Origin of the sequence: Sphingobacterium sp. LRF_L2 (assembly GCF_965644235.1) — a bacterium.
Classification (GTDB): Bacteria; Bacteroidota; Bacteroidia; order Sphingobacteriales; family Sphingobacteriaceae; genus Sphingobacterium.
Window position 1 is genome coordinate 64299 of record NZ_CBFFRI010000013.1, and the last position, 15721, is coordinate 80019.

General features: G+C 39.6%; 16 protein-coding genes. 6 read left to right on the plus strand and 10 right to left on the minus strand.

Annotated elements, in window-relative coordinates; translation table 11 throughout:
* Positions 1-31: 31 nt before the first annotated feature.
* The 4 genes from ACSZOX_RS21520 to recJ all read right to left on the minus strand — a co-directional run bounded on the left by ACSZOX_RS21520 (position 32) and on the right by recJ (position 5201).
* Positions 32-1099, minus strand: coding sequence for a branched-chain amino acid aminotransferase (locus tag ACSZOX_RS21520; protein ID WP_437922277.1), 1068 nt, complete (start codon positions 1097-1099; stop codon positions 32-34).
* A 100-nt stretch (positions 1100-1199) separates the two neighbouring features.
* The gene (locus tag ACSZOX_RS21525; protein WP_437922278.1) at positions 1200-2714 is read right to left on the minus strand and encodes a GH3 auxin-responsive promoter family protein; all 1515 of its coding nucleotides are present in this window, start codon (positions 2712-2714) and stop codon (positions 1200-1202) included.
* 25 nt (positions 2715-2739) lie between these two features.
* Positions 2740-3474, minus strand: coding sequence for an LPS export ABC transporter ATP-binding protein (gene lptB, locus ACSZOX_RS21530; protein WP_437922279.1), 735 nt, complete (start codon positions 3472-3474; stop codon positions 2740-2742).
* 32 nt (positions 3475-3506) lie between these two features.
* Positions 3507-5201, minus strand: coding sequence for a single-stranded-DNA-specific exonuclease RecJ (gene recJ / locus ACSZOX_RS21535; RefSeq protein WP_437922280.1), 1695 nt, complete (start codon positions 5199-5201; stop codon positions 3507-3509).
* 115 nt (positions 5202-5316) lie between these two features.
* On the opposite strand from recJ, the gene ACSZOX_RS21540 reads away from it, so the two are divergent.
* Complete coding sequence (locus ACSZOX_RS21540) at positions 5317-6102, plus strand: MBL fold metallo-hydrolase (RefSeq protein ID WP_437922282.1); 786 nt, start codon at positions 5317-5319, stop codon at positions 6100-6102.
* Between the two features lie 115 nt (positions 6103-6217).
* Here ACSZOX_RS21540 and ACSZOX_RS21545 read toward each other — a convergent pair whose 3' ends face one another.
* Positions 6218-6787 (minus strand): YceI family protein, encoded by a 570-nt coding sequence (locus ACSZOX_RS21545; RefSeq protein ID WP_437922283.1) that lies wholly within the window; start codon positions 6785-6787, stop codon positions 6218-6220.
* Positions 6788-6930: 143 nt separating this feature from the next.
* On the opposite strand from ACSZOX_RS21545, the gene ACSZOX_RS21550 reads away from it, so the two are divergent.
* Together ACSZOX_RS21550 and ACSZOX_RS21555 are read left to right on the plus strand one after the other, a co-directional pair.
* Positions 6931-7410, plus strand: coding sequence for a cation:proton antiporter regulatory subunit (locus tag ACSZOX_RS21550; RefSeq protein ID WP_437922284.1), 480 nt, complete (start codon positions 6931-6933; stop codon positions 7408-7410).
* A 4-nt stretch (positions 7411-7414) separates the two neighbouring features.
* Positions 7415-8662: a cation:proton antiporter gene (locus tag ACSZOX_RS21555; protein ID WP_437922285.1), complete on the plus strand. Its 1248-nt coding sequence runs from the start codon at positions 7415-7417 to the stop codon at positions 8660-8662.
* Here the strand turns inward: ACSZOX_RS21555 and ACSZOX_RS21560 are convergent, their stop codons facing one another.
* Both ACSZOX_RS21560 and ACSZOX_RS21565 read right to left on the minus strand, forming a co-directional pair.
* The gene (locus tag ACSZOX_RS21560) at positions 8663-8992 is read right to left on the minus strand and encodes a metal-sulfur cluster assembly factor (protein ID WP_437922286.1); all 330 of its coding nucleotides are present in this window, start codon (positions 8990-8992) and stop codon (positions 8663-8665) included.
* A 13-nt stretch (positions 8993-9005) separates the two neighbouring features.
* Entirely contained in the window at positions 9006-10217 is a 1212-nt protein-coding gene (locus tag ACSZOX_RS21565) for a glycosyltransferase family 4 protein (RefSeq protein WP_437922287.1), read from the minus strand.
* 12 nt (positions 10218-10229) lie between these two features.
* Here ACSZOX_RS21565 and ACSZOX_RS21570 point away from each other — a divergent pair, with 12 nt between their 5' ends.
* Positions 10230-11198: a polyprenyl synthetase family protein gene (locus ACSZOX_RS21570; RefSeq protein ID WP_437922288.1), complete on the plus strand. Its 969-nt coding sequence runs from the start codon at positions 10230-10232 to the stop codon at positions 11196-11198.
* Between the two features lie 98 nt (positions 11199-11296).
* Positions 11297-12070 carry an amidohydrolase gene (locus ACSZOX_RS21575; protein WP_437922371.1) on the plus strand — a complete coding sequence of 258 codons (774 nt, stop codon included), beginning with the start codon at positions 11297-11299 and terminating at the stop codon, positions 12068-12070.
* A gap of 54 nt (positions 12071-12124) precedes the next feature.
* Here the strand turns inward: ACSZOX_RS21575 and ACSZOX_RS21580 are convergent, their stop codons facing one another.
* Positions 12125-12508 (minus strand): hypothetical protein, encoded by a 384-nt coding sequence (locus tag ACSZOX_RS21580; RefSeq protein WP_437922289.1) that lies wholly within the window; start codon positions 12506-12508, stop codon positions 12125-12127.
* Between the two features lie 103 nt (positions 12509-12611).
* Between ACSZOX_RS21580 and ACSZOX_RS21585 the strand changes: the two genes are divergently transcribed.
* Positions 12612-13052 carry a MarR family winged helix-turn-helix transcriptional regulator gene (locus ACSZOX_RS21585; protein WP_437922290.1) on the plus strand — a complete coding sequence of 147 codons (441 nt, stop codon included), beginning with the start codon at positions 12612-12614 and terminating at the stop codon, positions 13050-13052.
* A gap of 67 nt (positions 13053-13119) precedes the next feature.
* Here the strand turns inward: ACSZOX_RS21585 and ACSZOX_RS21590 are convergent, their stop codons facing one another.
* Complete coding sequence (locus tag ACSZOX_RS21590) at positions 13120-14670, minus strand: FMN-binding glutamate synthase family protein (protein ID WP_437922291.1); 1551 nt, start codon at positions 14668-14670, stop codon at positions 13120-13122.
* Positions 14671-14898: 228 nt separating this feature from the next.
* Positions 14899-15663 carry a Rossmann-like and DUF2520 domain-containing protein gene (locus tag ACSZOX_RS21595; RefSeq protein WP_437922292.1) on the minus strand — a complete coding sequence of 255 codons (765 nt, stop codon included), beginning with the start codon at positions 15661-15663 and terminating at the stop codon, positions 14899-14901.
* Positions 15664-15721: the final 58 nt, after the last annotated feature.

Sequence of the window (15721 nt, forward strand, 5' to 3'; positions counted from 1 at the left end):
GGACAACATGTGTTGTCCTTTTTTATGTTATTTAAACGATAAAGTTCCAACCAAAAGGGTCTTCTATTTTGCCGTATCGTAGTTGATTCAAATAGTCTAAAACCTTGTTAGAGAACTCACGTCCTTCAACCGGGGGTAGTTCGAAATCTTCACCATTATAACCTATTTTAGAGATATGGGTTATAGTTGCCGCTGTTCCGGCTGCAAATGCTTCTGAAACTGAGCCATTTTTAATTCCATCGATCAATTCTTGTACAGATACTTTGCGTTGTTCGGCTTTGTATCCCCATTTTTCAGCAAGTTCAATGATTGTTCGGCGAGTGACTCCATGTAAAATGGTATCACCATGAGGTGTTATAATAGTATCACCAATGCGGAAGATTAAATTTGCTGTTCCAGCTTCTTCAATGTATTTATGTTCGGCAGCATCTGTCCACATGATTTGATCATATCCTTCTTCATTAGCAAGTTGTGTAGGGTATAAGGATAGTGCATAGTTTCCAGCATTTTTTGAGAAACCAACACCACCTTCTGCTGCTCTTGTATAATGAGTTTCTACTTTTAAACTGATAGGTTTACTGTAATATGCACCTACGGGACAGGTAATAATAATAAACTTGTAAGAAGCCGAAGGGTGTACACCTAAAGCTGCTTCTGTCGCGAACATGAAAGGTCGGATATAGAGAGAAGTTCCTTCTACACTAGGTACCCAATCTTTATCGGTGTGCAGTAGCTCTTTTAAACCGCCAATAAAAATTTCTTCTGGTACTTCCGGCATTTGTAAACGTTTCGCAGATTTGTTAAAACGTTCCCAGTTTTGATCTGGGCGGAATATACTAACGGTTCCGTCTGCAAATTTATAGCCTTTTATCCCTTCAAAAATAGACTGCCCATAATGGATTGCAGACATGGAGGGGCTGATGCTTAGGTCTCCATAAGGAACAATACTGACGTCTGTCCATGTTCCGTTTTCATAGTTAGCCACTAACATATGGTCAGACATGATTTGACCAAACTTCAAATTGTTGAAATCTACCTGCGAGAGTCTTGATTGTTGTGTCGGCTCTACGCGAATGGAATAGGTATTCGTCTCGCTCATCACTTTAAAAATTAATAGAGTGCAATTTAGAAAAAAGAATCAATAGATTGTTACCGAACTTATGTAAAATAGGATAAAAATGGCAAAGGAATAGCTATACCTAATTTTTTATCATTTTTAAGAGACTGTCTAAATAGGTGCGGTCGTTCGATAAACGAGGAACTTTGTTTTGTCCGCCGAGTTTACCACGTGATTTCATCCACTGGTAAAATGTGCCTTCTTTTGCGTTGTGCACAATTGGAAAAGATAAAGCCATGTTTTTGAAACGCTTGGCATCGTAATCTGAATTTATCTCCCGTAAATGCTTATCGAGGGTTTCGCAGAAACGTTGAAAGTCGTTTGGTTGCTTTTCGAATTCGATAATCCATTCGTGTGCGCCAGCCTTGTTCTTGTCGAAATAAACCGGCCCAGCGGTATAATCTTTGATGATGGCTTCCGTTTCTTGGCAGGCTTGGTGTAAGGCCTGCTCTGCATTATCTACAATAACTTCTTCTCCAAAGGTATTAATATAGTGCTTTGTTCTACCCGAAATCTGAAAACGATAAGGGGAGAGCGATGTGAACTTGATGGTATCGCCGATTTTATAGCGCCATAATCCAGCGTTTGTGGAAATGATCAGTGCATAGTTTTTCTCAAGCTCCACTTCACTTAAATTTAATGTCTTCGGATGTTCATCATGAATGTTTTCCATAGGAAGAAATTCGTAATAAATTCCATAATCTAACATAAGCAGAAGATCTTCAGAATTTGACTGATCTTGTAACCCAAAATATCCTTCGGAGGCGTTGTAGTTTTCAAGATAATACATGTTCTCCGATGGAATCAACTGTTTGAATTGCTCGCGATAGGGTTTAAAACTAACCCCTCCATGCCCATAAAACTCCAAGTTTGGCCATACTTCAAGGAGATTACTTTTTCCGGTGATTTCTAGCACACGTTTTGCCATAACAATATTCCATGTTGGGACACCGGCCAAGCTGGTTACATTTTCCTTTATGGTGATTTGAGCAATCTGCTCAATCTTTTCTTCAAAGTTTGGATTTAACGTGACCTCTAGATTTGGAGTCCGTTTGAATTCTGCCCAAAAGGGTAAATTCCGGATAAGGATAGACGATAAATCGCCGTAATAAGAATCGGGACTGAAGTTGTTTATTTGGGAAGATCCTCCTATAACGACGGATTTGCCAGTAAAGACTTTATTTTCTGGTTTGTTGTGACAATAGATAGAGAGCATATCTTTGCCCCCTTGATAGTGGCAATCTTCCAAGGCTTCCATACTCACAGGAATAAATTTTGACCTGTCTGATGTTGTGCCAGAAGATTTTGCAAACCACTTGATATCGGAAGGCCAAATAAGATTTTGTTCTCCCTTTATCATCCGGTCTACATAGATCTTAATGTCTTCATACTCTTGGATCGGTACCCTGTTTTTGTACTCTTCGGGAGTTAATATACTGTTGTAATCATATTTCTTACCCCACTCGGTTGCTTCAGCGGTGGATATTAAGCTTTGGAACCACTCATCTTGTACGTCATGCGGGTATTTCATGAAAAGCTCAATTTGATGAATACGCTTTTTCATGATCCACGTAAAGAGGGAGTTCAGTAATGCCATAGAGGGTCAATAATTTTTACAATGTTTATAATTTTTTTCTTCGGAGCTCGAAGTGGCGCCCTAAATAGAATTTGCGGGCAAGCTCATTGTCGGCTATTTCTTCCGGTGTACCTGTAAGCATGATTTTTCCCTCCGTGAGTAGGTATGCGCGATCAGTTATGGAGAGCGTTTCCTGCACATTGTGATCCGTTATCAGCACGCCGATATTCTTTCTTTTTAGTTTGGATACTATCGTCTGAATTTCTTCCACAGCTATAGGATCCACGCCCGCGAAGGGCTCGTCCAGTAAAATAAAATGTGGGTTCGCTGCTAGCGCTCTCGCTATTTCCGTACGTCTTCTCTCTCCGCCGGAAAGTAAATCGCCTCTGTTTTTACGAACACGATGTAAGCTGAATTCGGATAACAATTCCTCTAATTTCGCCAATCGCTCTTCTTTGTTGGGATAATGGATTTCAAGTACAGCTAGGATGTTGTTTTCGACAGATAGTTTCCGAAATACAGAGGCCTCTTGTGCTAAGTAACCTATTCCTTTTTGAGCACGTTGGAACATGGCGTCCTGGGTAATCTCTTGTTCGTCGAGAAAAACCTGCCCCTCATTGGGTTTGATAAGCCCCACAATCATATAAAATGAAGTAGTTTTTCCAGCGCCGTTGGGACCTAGTAACCCTACAATTTCTCCTTGTTCTACATGAAAAGAGACATCATTAACAACTGTCCGTTGTTTGTATTTTTTGATTAGGTGTTCCGCCTTTAAAATCATCAGCTGCTTAATCGTTTGATTACAAATATATTTTAATATCGAATAGCTTTGATATTTAATTGTAAATTCTTTTTACCCCGCCAGTTGTTCTCTTCGATGGTGTAGCATATATCGAATGGATGTCCAGCGTTGATATGGTCAATGTATTCCGCTAATCCAAAACCGATACATTCAAAGGAGTTTGTTTCGGCTTGGCGTACCGTAATTTTGATATGGTTTGTGCCTACAATATAACCCGACCCATGAACTTTTTTTGTTAATAATATGGGCGCCTCATTCTGTGGGCCAAATGGTTCAAATTGTTTCAATATGCGGTAAAATTTGGTGTCAATGTCCTTTAGCTGTAGCTCCGTATCTATTAACACCTCCTGTTGGAGCATTTCCGGTTTAATGCTATTGCTGACGACCAACTCAAATTTTTCCTGAAAAGCTAAAAGATTTTCAACACGCATTGTTAACCCTGCGGCGTATTTATGACCACCGTATTGTTCCAGTAGATCACTGCACTCGCTCAGCGCTTCGTAGAGGTCAAAGCCAATAACAGAGCGTGCTGATCCAGCGATATGACCGTTTGTTTGTGTGAGAATGATCGTTGGTCTATAGTATTTTTCAGTAAGCCTTGAGGCAACGATCCCTATGACTCCCTTGTGCCAATCTTCTTTAAACAGCACAGTTGATTTGCGTGCCTGTAGGACTTCATTTTGATTGATAATATCGAGCGCTTCCTCTGTGATCTTTAAATCAAAGTCTTTCCGTAAATTATTTTGATCATCGACTGTTGCGGAATAATCTTTCGCTTCCTGAAGTGATTTTGAGATTAATAATTTGACAGCATCCTTTGCATGTTCAATACGCCCAGCAGCATTAATTCTAGGACCTATTTGAAACACAATATCGTTGACAGAGAAATGACCGGTTTTATTGGAGGACAGATTGATTAATGCTTGTAGACCGCAATTGGGATTGGTGTTGAGCTTTTTTAGTCCGAAATGGGTGAGTATTCTATTCTCACCGGTAAGCGGTACGATATCTGAAGCAATACTGACTGCGACGAGATCCAAATATTGGTAAGCCAATTGGATGTCCATATCATTTTTCTGTATGAACGCTTGAATGATCTTAAAGCCAATGCCGCATCCTGAAAGTTCTTTGTAAGGATAAGGACAGTCGGAACGCTTTGGATCTAAAACTGCTACAGCATCAGGTATGGTTAATCCAGGGAGGTGGTGATCACCGATGATAAAATCAATGTTTTTCGATTTTGCATAGTTTACTTTTTCAATTGCTTTGATACCGCAGTCTAGCGCAATTATCAATGAAAATCCGTTTTCTTCTGCGTAATCTATGCCTTTTGTTGATATGCCGTAGCCTTCTAAATATCGATCGGGAATATAAAATTCTAGTCCTGAATGAAAATCACGAAAAAAACTGTAAACAACGGAAACAGCTGTAGTCCCATCCACATCATAATCACCGTAGATCAGAATTTTTTCTTTGTTTCCGATGGCTTTTTCTATGCGAGAAATGGCTTTGTCCATATCCTTCATCAGGAAAGGATCATGCAGCATTTCCAAGGTGGGACGGAAAAAGTTTTTTGCTTGTTCGAAGGTATCAACGCCACGATGTAGAAGTAATTCTGCCATGACGTGGCTTACACCAAGTTCGTCACGGAGTTTTGTCGTCTTTTGAACATCATTTTTTGGCTTTACTACCCACCTTTTTTGCATATCTTTGCCGCTGATTTAACGTGTAAATATACGTTTTGTAAATTGGTTTACCTAATACATGTCTGGGCTTGCTGATAAAGGCCTTGTGACTTACGTGATTACAGAAAAATAAAAAATGATTCAAGCATACTCTTTATATGAGGGCTCTTTCTCTGTTGATGCTTCAAAAGAATTCGTTCCATTTGATGCAAAAAAAGATGATCCTTTATCCCGAAAAGGCGCTATTTTCGTTCATGTGCATCCTTTTTTAATCGTAGGCGATGACGGTCTGATTTTGTGCGACACTGGATTAGGATTCCGTACAGATGATGGCGAATTGTTGATTCACCATAATATTCGCCAACTAGGCTTTGAGCCTGAGGATGTGAAATATGTATTGATGTCCCACCTTCATAAAGATCATACAGGCGGGATGGTCGATTTTAATAATGGCGTGGGGCGTATTGCCTTTCCTAATGCGGAGTACTACGTTCAACGAGGAGAATGGGAATATGCTTTTAGTGGCGATAACCCGTCCTACAAAACCGAAATTTTCGATGTGATACAACGCAGCGGTAACCTGAATCTTTTGGATGGTGATGGACAGATTGATCATCAAATAGCTTATGAGGTAAATGGAGCGCATACTCCTTTCCATCAGGCGTTCCATATTCATGTAGGAGGGGAGCATTACTTTTTTGGTGGTGATGTTTTACCCGAACCGGAAGAGATATTTAAGAATTTTATCGCAAAATACGATTACGACGGTCGACTTGCCCGAGACTTACGCCAGAAATACTGGGAGGAAGGACGCGTGGATGATTGGGTTTATCTGTTTTACCACTCGAAGAGCATTGCTATTGGGAAAGCAGAGAAGAAGGACGATGAGACGTATAAAATTAGTGATGTCAGTATCAAATAAAACAAGGAGAGCAATTTTGCTCTCCTTGTTTTTATGCTAAAGTTTTTTTGTTTTAAAAACTAGTTTAAGAAGTTTAGGGCCTTTTAATTGCGTTAAAACAATTCAGATGATATCCTTACTTAGTAGCTTTAATCTTGACATCTAGCGTGAATTCGTCCTCAATGGCACGATTTCCCAAGTCTGAGAAAAGGCTAGCCGATCTATACTGTATGTCAAAATCCAAGCGGTTTATTTTGATGCGACTGGCTTCTGCTTCTATGCTGTTTCCGGATGTATTCGTGATTTTTGCTGGAAAGGAGATTGATTTAGTTTTGTTTTTAATAGTAAGATTACCTGTTATCGTCGGCGTTGTTTTGCTGTTGTCTACTTTGGTGATAACAAACTTGGCCGTCGGATAAGCGGGTACATTAAAAAAATCTTCATTTTTAAGGTGATCATCTAATTTTGGAGCATCGGTACACGTCATGGAATTCATGTTAATAATGAATTCTCCCCCTACAATTTTACTTTTCTCTACTTGAAGTGTTCCGTTGTTAATTTGGATTGTTCCTACATGTCCACCAATGACCTTTTTTGCGTCCCATTTGATAATTGAACTTTTAGTATCTATAGCATAGTTGTTTTTTTGCGCAAAAGCGACTGTTAGAAAGCAAATGAAAGCAAGTATTAAGCTGGTTCTTTTCATGTTATTTGTTTGATTTTTTAAATATTGATACGCTTTAATTTTTTAGGGCCTGAGCGGTAGCTTGGGCATATCAGTAAAATTAGCTAATTTTGTATATAATATTGTATGTATTTATAATACGAAATCAAATAAATTTTTTTGCTATGTCAATAGTTAGAGAAAGTGACCTGATAGGTATTGGGAAAAAATACCAGATCGAGACGGAAGCGGGCGATAACATGGTTGTTGTTATACATGATGATGGACGGCGCGAGCTTTATCGTTCGGAGGATGATGATAGTGAAACACATTGTGTGATGACGCTCTCTGATGAAGAATCTCGTCAAGTTGCCGGAATTATTGGAGGATTATCTTACAAACCTAAGGCTTTGGAAACAATGGAGGTTGCTTTGGATGATCTGCGCATCGAATGGTATAAAGTCGGCGAATCTAATGATGGAGTGAACAAGAGTATTGGGGAACTAGGTGTTCGTCAGCGAACTGGAGCTTCGATTATCGCTGCTATTCGAGAAGATGAGACAACGATTAATCCTGGGCCTGAATATGTGATAACCTCGGGCACAACGTTGGTTGTTGCAGGCAAAAAAGCAAACATTAAACTTTTGAAAGAAATACTAATTTGATAATATGTTGTCACCTACCTTAATTTTAGAAGTCGGTATCGCTGTGTTTTTAGTGGCAGTCGTTGGTTTATTGGCGAATAGATTGCGATTTTCAGTTATACCATTTTTTATTATTATTGGTATGTTGGTTGGTCAGCATGCGCCACAGTTTTGGCATATTGATTTGACATTTACCGAAAGCAAACCCTTTATTGATTTTATGGGGCGTTTAGGGGTGTTATTTCTCCTGTTTTATTTAGGGCTGGAGTTTTCGGTAGGACGCCTGATGAAATCAGGCAAGGCTATTGTGACTGGAGGCTCTATATACGTTTTATTGAATTTCGTATCCGGTCTATTGGTTGGATGGTTGATGGATCTTCCTTTTAAAGAGATGATGGTACTTTGTGGCGTGATGACCAGTTCGTCCACAGCAATAGTCGCTAAAGTCTTGACGGATTTGAAGAGAACTGCAAATCCGGAAACCGAAGTCATCATGGGAATGATCATGTTTGATGATCTTTTCATCGCGATGCATATTTCGTTTCTCTCCGGACTAATCCTTACGGGAGGGACATCTTTTTGGTCGGTAGCAGGAACTTCTTTATTGGCATTAGGTTTTATCCTCACCTTTTTGGTTTTAGGACGTAAGCTTGTTCCTGCAATCGATAAATTGCTTCAGGAGAAATCTTCGGAGCTTTTTATACTTATTGTGTTTAGTTTGTTATTCATTATCGCTGGTTTTTCAGAAACAATACATGTTGCTGAGGCGATAGGTGCACTAATGGCTGGACTGGTTTTCGCTGATTCTAAATATATTAAGAAAATCGAGGGCATGATTTCTCCTTACAGGGATTTTTTTGGAGCGATGTTTTTTTTCAGCTTCGGTCTTTCTATAGATATGTATACTTTAGGCGGAGCTGTAGGTTGGGCTACACTAGCAGCAGTTGTAACTATTTTGGGGAATCTCGCTTCGGGTTACTTTGCAGCGAAGTTTTCCGGTAGAAAGCCAAAAGCATCATTTGATATTGGTTTTACATTATCTGCTAGAGGGGAATTCTCCATTATCATGGCAAACATCGGGAAAGCTGGAGGCTTGTTGCCAATCGTTCAATCCTTTGTTGTCGTATATGTCTTGATCCTCTCCATTGTTTCGCCTTTATTGACAAAGGAATCACGTAAGCTGTGGACAGCCTTATTCGGAAAGGATCAAGCGCCTTTGAAGCCTAAGAAAACATTAGAACAGTTAGAACAATCGGCAAAACAGCCACTTTGATTATAAAAAGCCAAGTTCTAGTTTTGCTTCTTCGCTCATCATGTCCTTTGTCCAAGGTGGATCAAATGTGAGTTCGACCAAAGCCTCTTTTACGCCATCTACTGCGGCCACTTTTTCTTGCACCTCATTCATGATATCACCCGCAACTGGGCAGCCAGGCGCTGTTAACGTCATCACAATTTTGGCAATACCATCTTCTTTGGTTATAATTTCATATACTAAACCAAGGTCGACGATATTCGCAGGACGTAGTTCTGGGTCATAGACTGTTTCTAGTTGGGCTTGAATTTCTTTTGCGAGATTCAATTTATCCATTATAATAATCGACATAGTATTTGTTTTTTTAATGTCTAATAGCGTTTCTGTAAATAGAAAGCAACCGTTCTTCGCTTCTTTCTAAGGTGTATTTTTTTGCATATTCCTCTTTGCAATTCGATGCGATCTCCAACTTTTTCTTTGCCGACAGCATTTTCCACTCGTGGAGTACTTTTTTGATATCTTGCCGGTCGAACGGATCGAAATGCATACCCGTATACAAAGGTATGATCATTTCTTTTAAAATACCAATAGCACTTGCCAATACAGGCGTACCCTGTGCTAAGGCTTCAATGATAGTAATAGGCATTCCCTCATAGCATACCGATGGGACAATTAGGGCATCGGCCTGTGCCAAAGCCTCCAATAGTACTTCTCGTGATTGATAACCCATATAATGAATATCAGGGTAGCGTTCTGCGAAATCCAAAACTTGATCCCGTTGAGGCCCATCGCCATAAATATATAACGGAATTCCCATTCCACTGATGGCTTGTAACAAAGGCATGATACCTTTTTCCTCAGCCAAGCGCCCTATGTAAACAAATGATGCTGTTTTTTGGATTTTTAACGGATGAAGAGACACACTGTTGGGATGTATCGCAAAGCGAGAGGCGGCGACCGGAAATGTAGATTCATTAAAAATATTCTTAGCGAATTCGGATAAGACGATATATGTATTAATCTTATTCCATGTCCCAATTTTGCGATGCCACCAATAGGTGAAGGCGGTGATCAATGTTTTTAGGAAAGAATGATCCAGCACGCGAAGTTTGATTGCTTCCCATGGGAAATTGACCGCCAAACTATTCGTAAATATTTGCCCGTGGAAAAATAAACTAGCGGAGGGGCAAAGTAGACGAAAGTTATGTAAGGTCATCACTATCGGTATTTTTCGTCGATAAATAGCATGAATAAACCATGGACCAATCGCATAGTGTAAATTATGGATATGGACAATGTCAGGTGTAAACTTAGCGATGATTTTTTTTAGCTTATAACTTTCTAATATGTTGAATGGATAAGTGAGGAATTGCCTTATACCGGATAAGCCCTTCTGATTTTTTACGGTAAATACTTCAACTTGATGTTGTTTAGAGAGCATTTCAACTTCCTGTTGGAAAACAGTATCTTCACCACCTGCATGTTGATAAAAATTATGAATAATTAAGATACGCATGGGTATAAGGATTTTCACAAAGATAGTATTTCCACTATTATCCGTATCTTCGCGTAACATTTTTTTAGCTATATGTTCCAAGAATTAGTACACGCAAAAGACTTTAAAACATATTTAGATCAGGTTGATTTTCCAACGTACCCAGCTAATCTATATGATCCTATCCGCTACATTTTGTCTCTTGCAGGGAAACGGATTCGACCTTCGTTAGTCGCTATGGGGACAGCATTGTTTGATGAAACTAAGATCGCCAGCTCTTTACCTGCTGCTACTGCTATAGAATATTTTCATAACTTTTCTCTGATTCACGATGATATTATGGATAAAGCTCCTTTAAGAAGAGGGAAGCCTACTGTACATCAAAAATGGAACGATAGTGTTGCTATTTTATCGGGAGATGCTTTATTAGTTAAAGCTTATGAGGAACTAGCAAAATGTCCAGTCGAAAATATGGTTGCACTGTTGCGGTTGTTCAATAAGACTGCGTTAGAGGTGTGTGAAGGACAGCAGCTCGACATGGATTTCGAAGATCGTGAATGGGTGTCTGAAACGGAATATATTGAGATGATTCGTTTAAAGACTTCGGTTTTACTCGGCTGTGCGCTGCAGATGGGGGCGATCATTGCTCAGGCGAATAATGAGGCGCAGACACTGTTGTATGAATTTGGTGTCAACTTGGGGATTGCTTTCCAATTGCAGGATGATTTATTGGATGTGTATGGTAACCCAGAGACTTTTGGGAAGCAAATTGGAGGTGACATCCTTTCTAATAAAAAAACTATTCTTTTCGTTAAGTTGAAAGAGTTAGTGAACGATGAAGATGCACTTCTTCTAGAGCAACTTCTAGTAGATGGTTCGGAAGACAAGATCCGAAAAATGAAGGCGCTGTATACAAAGTATGACATAGAAACCTTAGCTGTTCTTCAGAAAGAGAAATTTACAGCAATTGCTTACGAGAAGCTCGCTCATATAGCGGTAGCTCAAGATAAAAAGGCCGCATTATACGGGCTGGCTGATGCACTGATGCATCGGGTTCAATAGTATTTCCTTTATGGAAATTGCTTAAATGGCAGATTTTTTGTAATTTGTCAAATTATCATAGTTTAAACTTATATTTAGTGGACGTGCGCATGACGAATATGGAACCGATAAAGATTACAGTATTTCAAGCTTATTTATTTTGGGAAAATGTGGAGAAAAATTTGAATAATTTATCCTTGCGTTTATCCGGGCTAAAGGAAAAAACAGATCTGATTCTGTTGCCTGAAATGTTTAATACGGGGTTTACTATGAATGTTGAAAAGTGTGCTGAAACAATGAATGGCCCAACCATGCATTGGATGTATGAGCATGCTAAAGCTTATGAATGCGTTATTGCCGGTACACTAATCATAGAAGAGAATGGTCGATATTTTAATCGATTTGTCTGGATGTCTCCTGACGGTAGCTTTGTGCATTACGATAAGCGGCACTTGTTTGGAATGGCCAACGAAGATGCTGTCTTTACGCCGGGAAGTTCACGTATTGTCCTGGAGTTAAAAGGCTGGAAAGTTTGTCCTATGATTTGTTATGATTTACGTTTTCCTGTATGGTCTCGTAACTTGGGTGGAGCATATGATTTACTGGTGTATACGGCGAGTTGGCCTGATAAACGTTCTGCACATTGGCGGGCATTGATTCCTGCACGGGCGATAGAAAATCAAGCTTATGTGATTGGTGTAAATCGCGTTGGGTATGATGGAAATGAAATTTACTATTCTGGAGGATCTATGTGTATCTCGCCGATGGGAGATGTGGTATACTATAAGCCGGAAGATGAGGATTTATATACGTTTACATTGAATCCGGCGGATCTTGTGAAATCTCGAGAACAATTACCGTTCTTAAAAGATGCCGATAATTTTTCGCTGTAGGTTACTTGAAAGATAACTGTTTTTCCCAAGGCCTATGAGGTATTTAGGCGTTATTTATTTGTATGGTCTCTCTAATATAGCGGACTGAATTATAGCCTGACGCAAATCAAAGGCCATTTCTTGCTCTTTAAGTACTTCCAATTCTAAGGATGGTACTTCCTTATGTTGTGACTTTGTTGTTTTTTTCTGTTCTCTCACACGAGCGACTTCCTCTGGATATAGGTCTACTTTCGTATTACTTTGCTTTTTGACCACAGGAATAGCTGGTTTAGCTTTCATTGTTTCTCGCATGACAGGGGGCGGAATAGTGGTCACAGGAGGCGTGGGAGGAATGTTTGGCTTCCTATGCCGAGCTTTTTCCTGCTCTTTTTTATACTCAGAGTATATCTTATAAATCGCTCCGCCCACGATTAGTAGTACAGGTAAAAAGTTTTCCATAGTTGGAATATAATGAAAATATGTCGAAATGTGAAATTTTATTTGCTTTATAACACGTTTTTTACTTTGTTTGTATAAACAACTAACCTAGATATTGTCCATTATGGCTGCAAATTTTGAATATGCTGATGAATTTTTTTCTTTTCTTACGGGGAAGGCTACTGCTGCGTTGGCGCGCCGGTTACAGCGGAATTTAAAGGAAGAAGGAATTAGTATTACTTCGGAGCAATGGTCGCTCCTTTATTACTTATGGATTGAAGAGGGACGCACGCAACAAGAGTTAGCTTGCTTAACCTTTCGTGATAAACCTAGCGTGTCGCGACTGATTAATAATCTGGAAAAAATCAAATTGGTAATGCGTGTTAATGATAAAGAAGATAAGCGCTCTAATTTAATTTTCCTAACAAAACAGGGACGGCAATTGCGGGAGGCTTGTATGCGACAAGCGAAGCGTACAATTGGTCAAGCCTTAGAAGGGCTTAAATACGACGAGATGGTACACGCAAAAAATACGTTAGAAGTCTTGTATAGTAATTTGAAATAATCAAAAAAAACACTTTTTCTAGGTGTAAAGCCTAGAAAAAGTGTTTACATTTCCGGTTTTATAGGGATTAAAATTCTTGGCTTTCAAAGGCGCTATGGTTTTTTACTAATTTTCCTGTATTTCTAAAATAGATTTCTTGAAAGCTCAATGTATTGATGTTGTCCACTTTTCTGAAGAATTTATCGGCAGAGACATCATCCAGTGTTTTGAATCCGCAAGCTTCCATAATTTCTACTGTAGCTCGTAGTGTGTTGCGGTGAAATTGGGCCACGCGTACATACTTGTCCGCAACATCCAATGCCTTGTATAATTGTGGACGTTGGGTCGCAACACCTACAGGACAAACATCCTCGTTGCATTTTAGGGCTTGTATACAACCTAAAGCGAACATCATACCACGAGCACTGTAACAAGCATCAGCTCCAAGTGCGATAACCTTCAGGAGATCAAATCCCGTCACAATCCGGCTGGATACAATAAGCTTGATATGTTTTTTTAAGCCGAATTTTATGAGTGTTGTCGTAACAAAAGACAATGCATCGTATAGCGGCATGCCGATGTTGTCTGTAAATTCCAACGGAGCGGCACCTGTTCCTCCCTCAGATCCGTCAATGGCAATAAAGTCAGGGAATATCTGACTGGTAAGCATCGCATTACAGATATCAATAAATTCTTGTTTATCGCCAATACACATTTTAAAGCCCACAGGCTTATACCCAGATAACTCCCTTAGCCGTTGTATGAAGGTCATCATTTCTTCTGCCGATTTAAATGCACTATGTGCCGGAGGCGACATCACATCGGTGCCTGGAACAACATGCCTAATTGCTGCTACTTCGGGTGTGTTCTTTGCTGCGGGAAGAATACCTCCATGCCCCGGTTTGGCTCCTTGGGAGAGTTTTAATTCTATCATTTTGACATAAGGGCGATTTGCTTTCTCCGCAAAAAGATCGTCATCAAATAGCCCCATTTCATTACGGCAACCAAAATAACCTGTTCCAACTTGCCAAATGAGATCCCCTCCACTGATATGGTAAGGACTTATTCCGCCTTCTCCTGTATTATGGGCGAAATTTTGCAAAGCTGCTCCTTTATTCAGTGCGGTTATCGCTGTTTTACTTAATGCTCCATAACTCATTGCTGAGATATTGAATACGCTCAAACTATAAGGTTGTTTGCAAAGATGATTTCCGACTGTAGTGCGGAGATCATGATTTTCAATATGACAAGGAAATACGGAATGTGCCACCCATTCGTTCCCGATAGCTTGAGGATCGGATTGCATACCAAAGGCAACTGTCTCTCGTTCGTTCTTAGCCCTTTGATATACAATAGAGCGTTGACGCCGATTAAAAGGTCTGCCATCGGTATCCGATTCCCAAAAATATTGTCTCATTTCTGGACGGATACTTTCGAAGAAGAATCTAAAGTATCCCAATACGGGATAGTTTTTTAGGATTGCATGTTTGCTTTGGAAGCTATTGTAGCATGCGAGTATCAATAGGGGGAAAGGAACAATAAGTAACCAAAACCAGCTTGATGTGAAAATGACACCAAATGAAAAAATAACCAAGTTAATAACAACTATAGTTGCAAGAATTAGCTTTCTAACTGCCATGATGATTGTATAAAAAAGTGTTGTTTATCTTTCTCAATTTTGTTCTACATACCCGAAGATATGCTTTAGAACTAGCAAAACGCGAGCCACTAACATGAAGATATTACTGTGTTGGATGTTCTGACGCTAATCTTACTATTTTATTGCAAAATTAGGAAGTTACTTGATGAAAATGATAAAAACCTTGTGCTATCGTTAAGAATTATAGGTTTGCTAATGGATAACCTCTTATTTGTTCTTTGTCGTTATTTCTTCGGTAAGTTGTTGATAGATTTGAAGCCAATTGCTTCTTTCGCTGAGAAACTTTAAATGTCTTTCAATCGTGGCGTTGTCTGCACGTTTAGCAGGGCCCGTCTGCACATCTTTTGGCTCGTTTTGCTGTACGTTCGCTGCGGTTTCTAGAATCAAGGGTCTTAGCAGATCAAAGGAGAGTTTATGTTGCTCTACTATTTCGAAGCCAATTTGAAAGAGTGCGTTGGCGAAATTGTTTGTAAAGACAGCCGCTACATGTAAAGCTAGGCGCTGTGCACTCGTGCAAAAAAAGGTTTTGGGAGCAAGAGACTTCAAGAGATCTACAAGCATTTGCGTCGTTGAGGGACTATTTCCTTCCACGGCAAAAGGAATAGCCGCGAACGGTGTTTCTATTTCTTTCCTTAGGCTTTGTGGGGGATAGATAACTCCGTTGGATGCAAAGTCAGCTAAGACGCTCAATGGAGTGGTACCTGAACAATGCACAACAGTGCCTCTAAGTGTTTTTGGGAGCTGTTGAATAATTGAGGAAAGCGCATCGTCGCTGACTGCTAGCAAATAAATATCTGCAGACTCATCAAGTACTTGTAGATTATCTATCGCCTTAGCCTGTAATATAGAAGCCAATGCATTCGCATTGGCTTTATTTCTACTATAGATTTGTACAATAGTATGTTGTTCCTTAATAAAAGCTTTGCCCAGTTGTGTAGCAACATTTCCACTTCCAAGGATGGCTATTTTCATGACTATTAACTTAGTTGTTTTACGCGTAAGAATTTATCTCATCTTCTAAACCCCTTGC

What these genes read in the sequence shown, in the direction of transcription:
- ACSZOX_RS21520 (WP_437922277.1), bottom strand. Translation starts at nt 1,099, where the DNA reads ATGAGCGAGACGAATACCTATTCCATTCGCGTAGAGCCGACACAACAA.
- ACSZOX_RS21525 (WP_437922278.1), bottom strand. Translation starts at nt 2,714, where the DNA reads ATGGCATTACTGAACTCCCTCTTTACGTGGATCATGAAAAAGCGTATT.
- lptB (WP_437922279.1), bottom strand. Translation starts at nt 3,474, where the DNA reads ATGATTTTAAAGGCGGAACACCTAATCAAAAAATACAAACAACGGACA.
- recJ (WP_437922280.1), bottom strand. Translation starts at nt 5,201, where the DNA reads ATGCAAAAAAGGTGGGTAGTAAAGCCAAAAAATGATGTTCAAAAGACG.
- ACSZOX_RS21540 (WP_437922282.1), top strand. Translation starts at nt 5,317, where the DNA reads ATGATTCAAGCATACTCTTTATATGAGGGCTCTTTCTCTGTTGATGCT.
- ACSZOX_RS21545 (WP_437922283.1), bottom strand. Translation starts at nt 6,787, where the DNA reads ATGAAAAGAACCAGCTTAATACTTGCTTTCATTTGCTTTCTAACAGTC.
- ACSZOX_RS21550 (WP_437922284.1), top strand. Translation starts at nt 6,931, where the DNA reads ATGTCAATAGTTAGAGAAAGTGACCTGATAGGTATTGGGAAAAAATAC.
- ACSZOX_RS21555 (WP_437922285.1), top strand. Translation starts at nt 7,415, where the DNA reads ATGTTGTCACCTACCTTAATTTTAGAAGTCGGTATCGCTGTGTTTTTA.
- ACSZOX_RS21560 (WP_437922286.1), bottom strand. Translation starts at nt 8,992, where the DNA reads ATGTCGATTATTATAATGGATAAATTGAATCTCGCAAAAGAAATTCAA.
- ACSZOX_RS21565 (WP_437922287.1), bottom strand. Translation starts at nt 10,217, where the DNA reads ATGTTACGCGAAGATACGGATAATAGTGGAAATACTATCTTTGTGAAA.
- ACSZOX_RS21570 (WP_437922288.1), top strand. Translation starts at nt 10,230, where the DNA reads ATGTTCCAAGAATTAGTACACGCAAAAGACTTTAAAACATATTTAGAT.
- ACSZOX_RS21575 (WP_437922371.1), top strand. Translation starts at nt 11,297, where the DNA reads ATGGAACCGATAAAGATTACAGTATTTCAAGCTTATTTATTTTGGGAA.
- ACSZOX_RS21580 (WP_437922289.1), bottom strand. Translation starts at nt 12,508, where the DNA reads ATGGAAAACTTTTTACCTGTACTACTAATCGTGGGCGGAGCGATTTAT.
- ACSZOX_RS21585 (WP_437922290.1), top strand. Translation starts at nt 12,612, where the DNA reads ATGGCTGCAAATTTTGAATATGCTGATGAATTTTTTTCTTTTCTTACG.
- ACSZOX_RS21590 (WP_437922291.1), bottom strand. Translation starts at nt 14,670, where the DNA reads ATGGCAGTTAGAAAGCTAATTCTTGCAACTATAGTTGTTATTAACTTG.
- ACSZOX_RS21595 (WP_437922292.1), bottom strand. Translation starts at nt 15,663, where the DNA reads ATGAAAATAGCCATCCTTGGAAGTGGAAATGTTGCTACACAACTGGGC.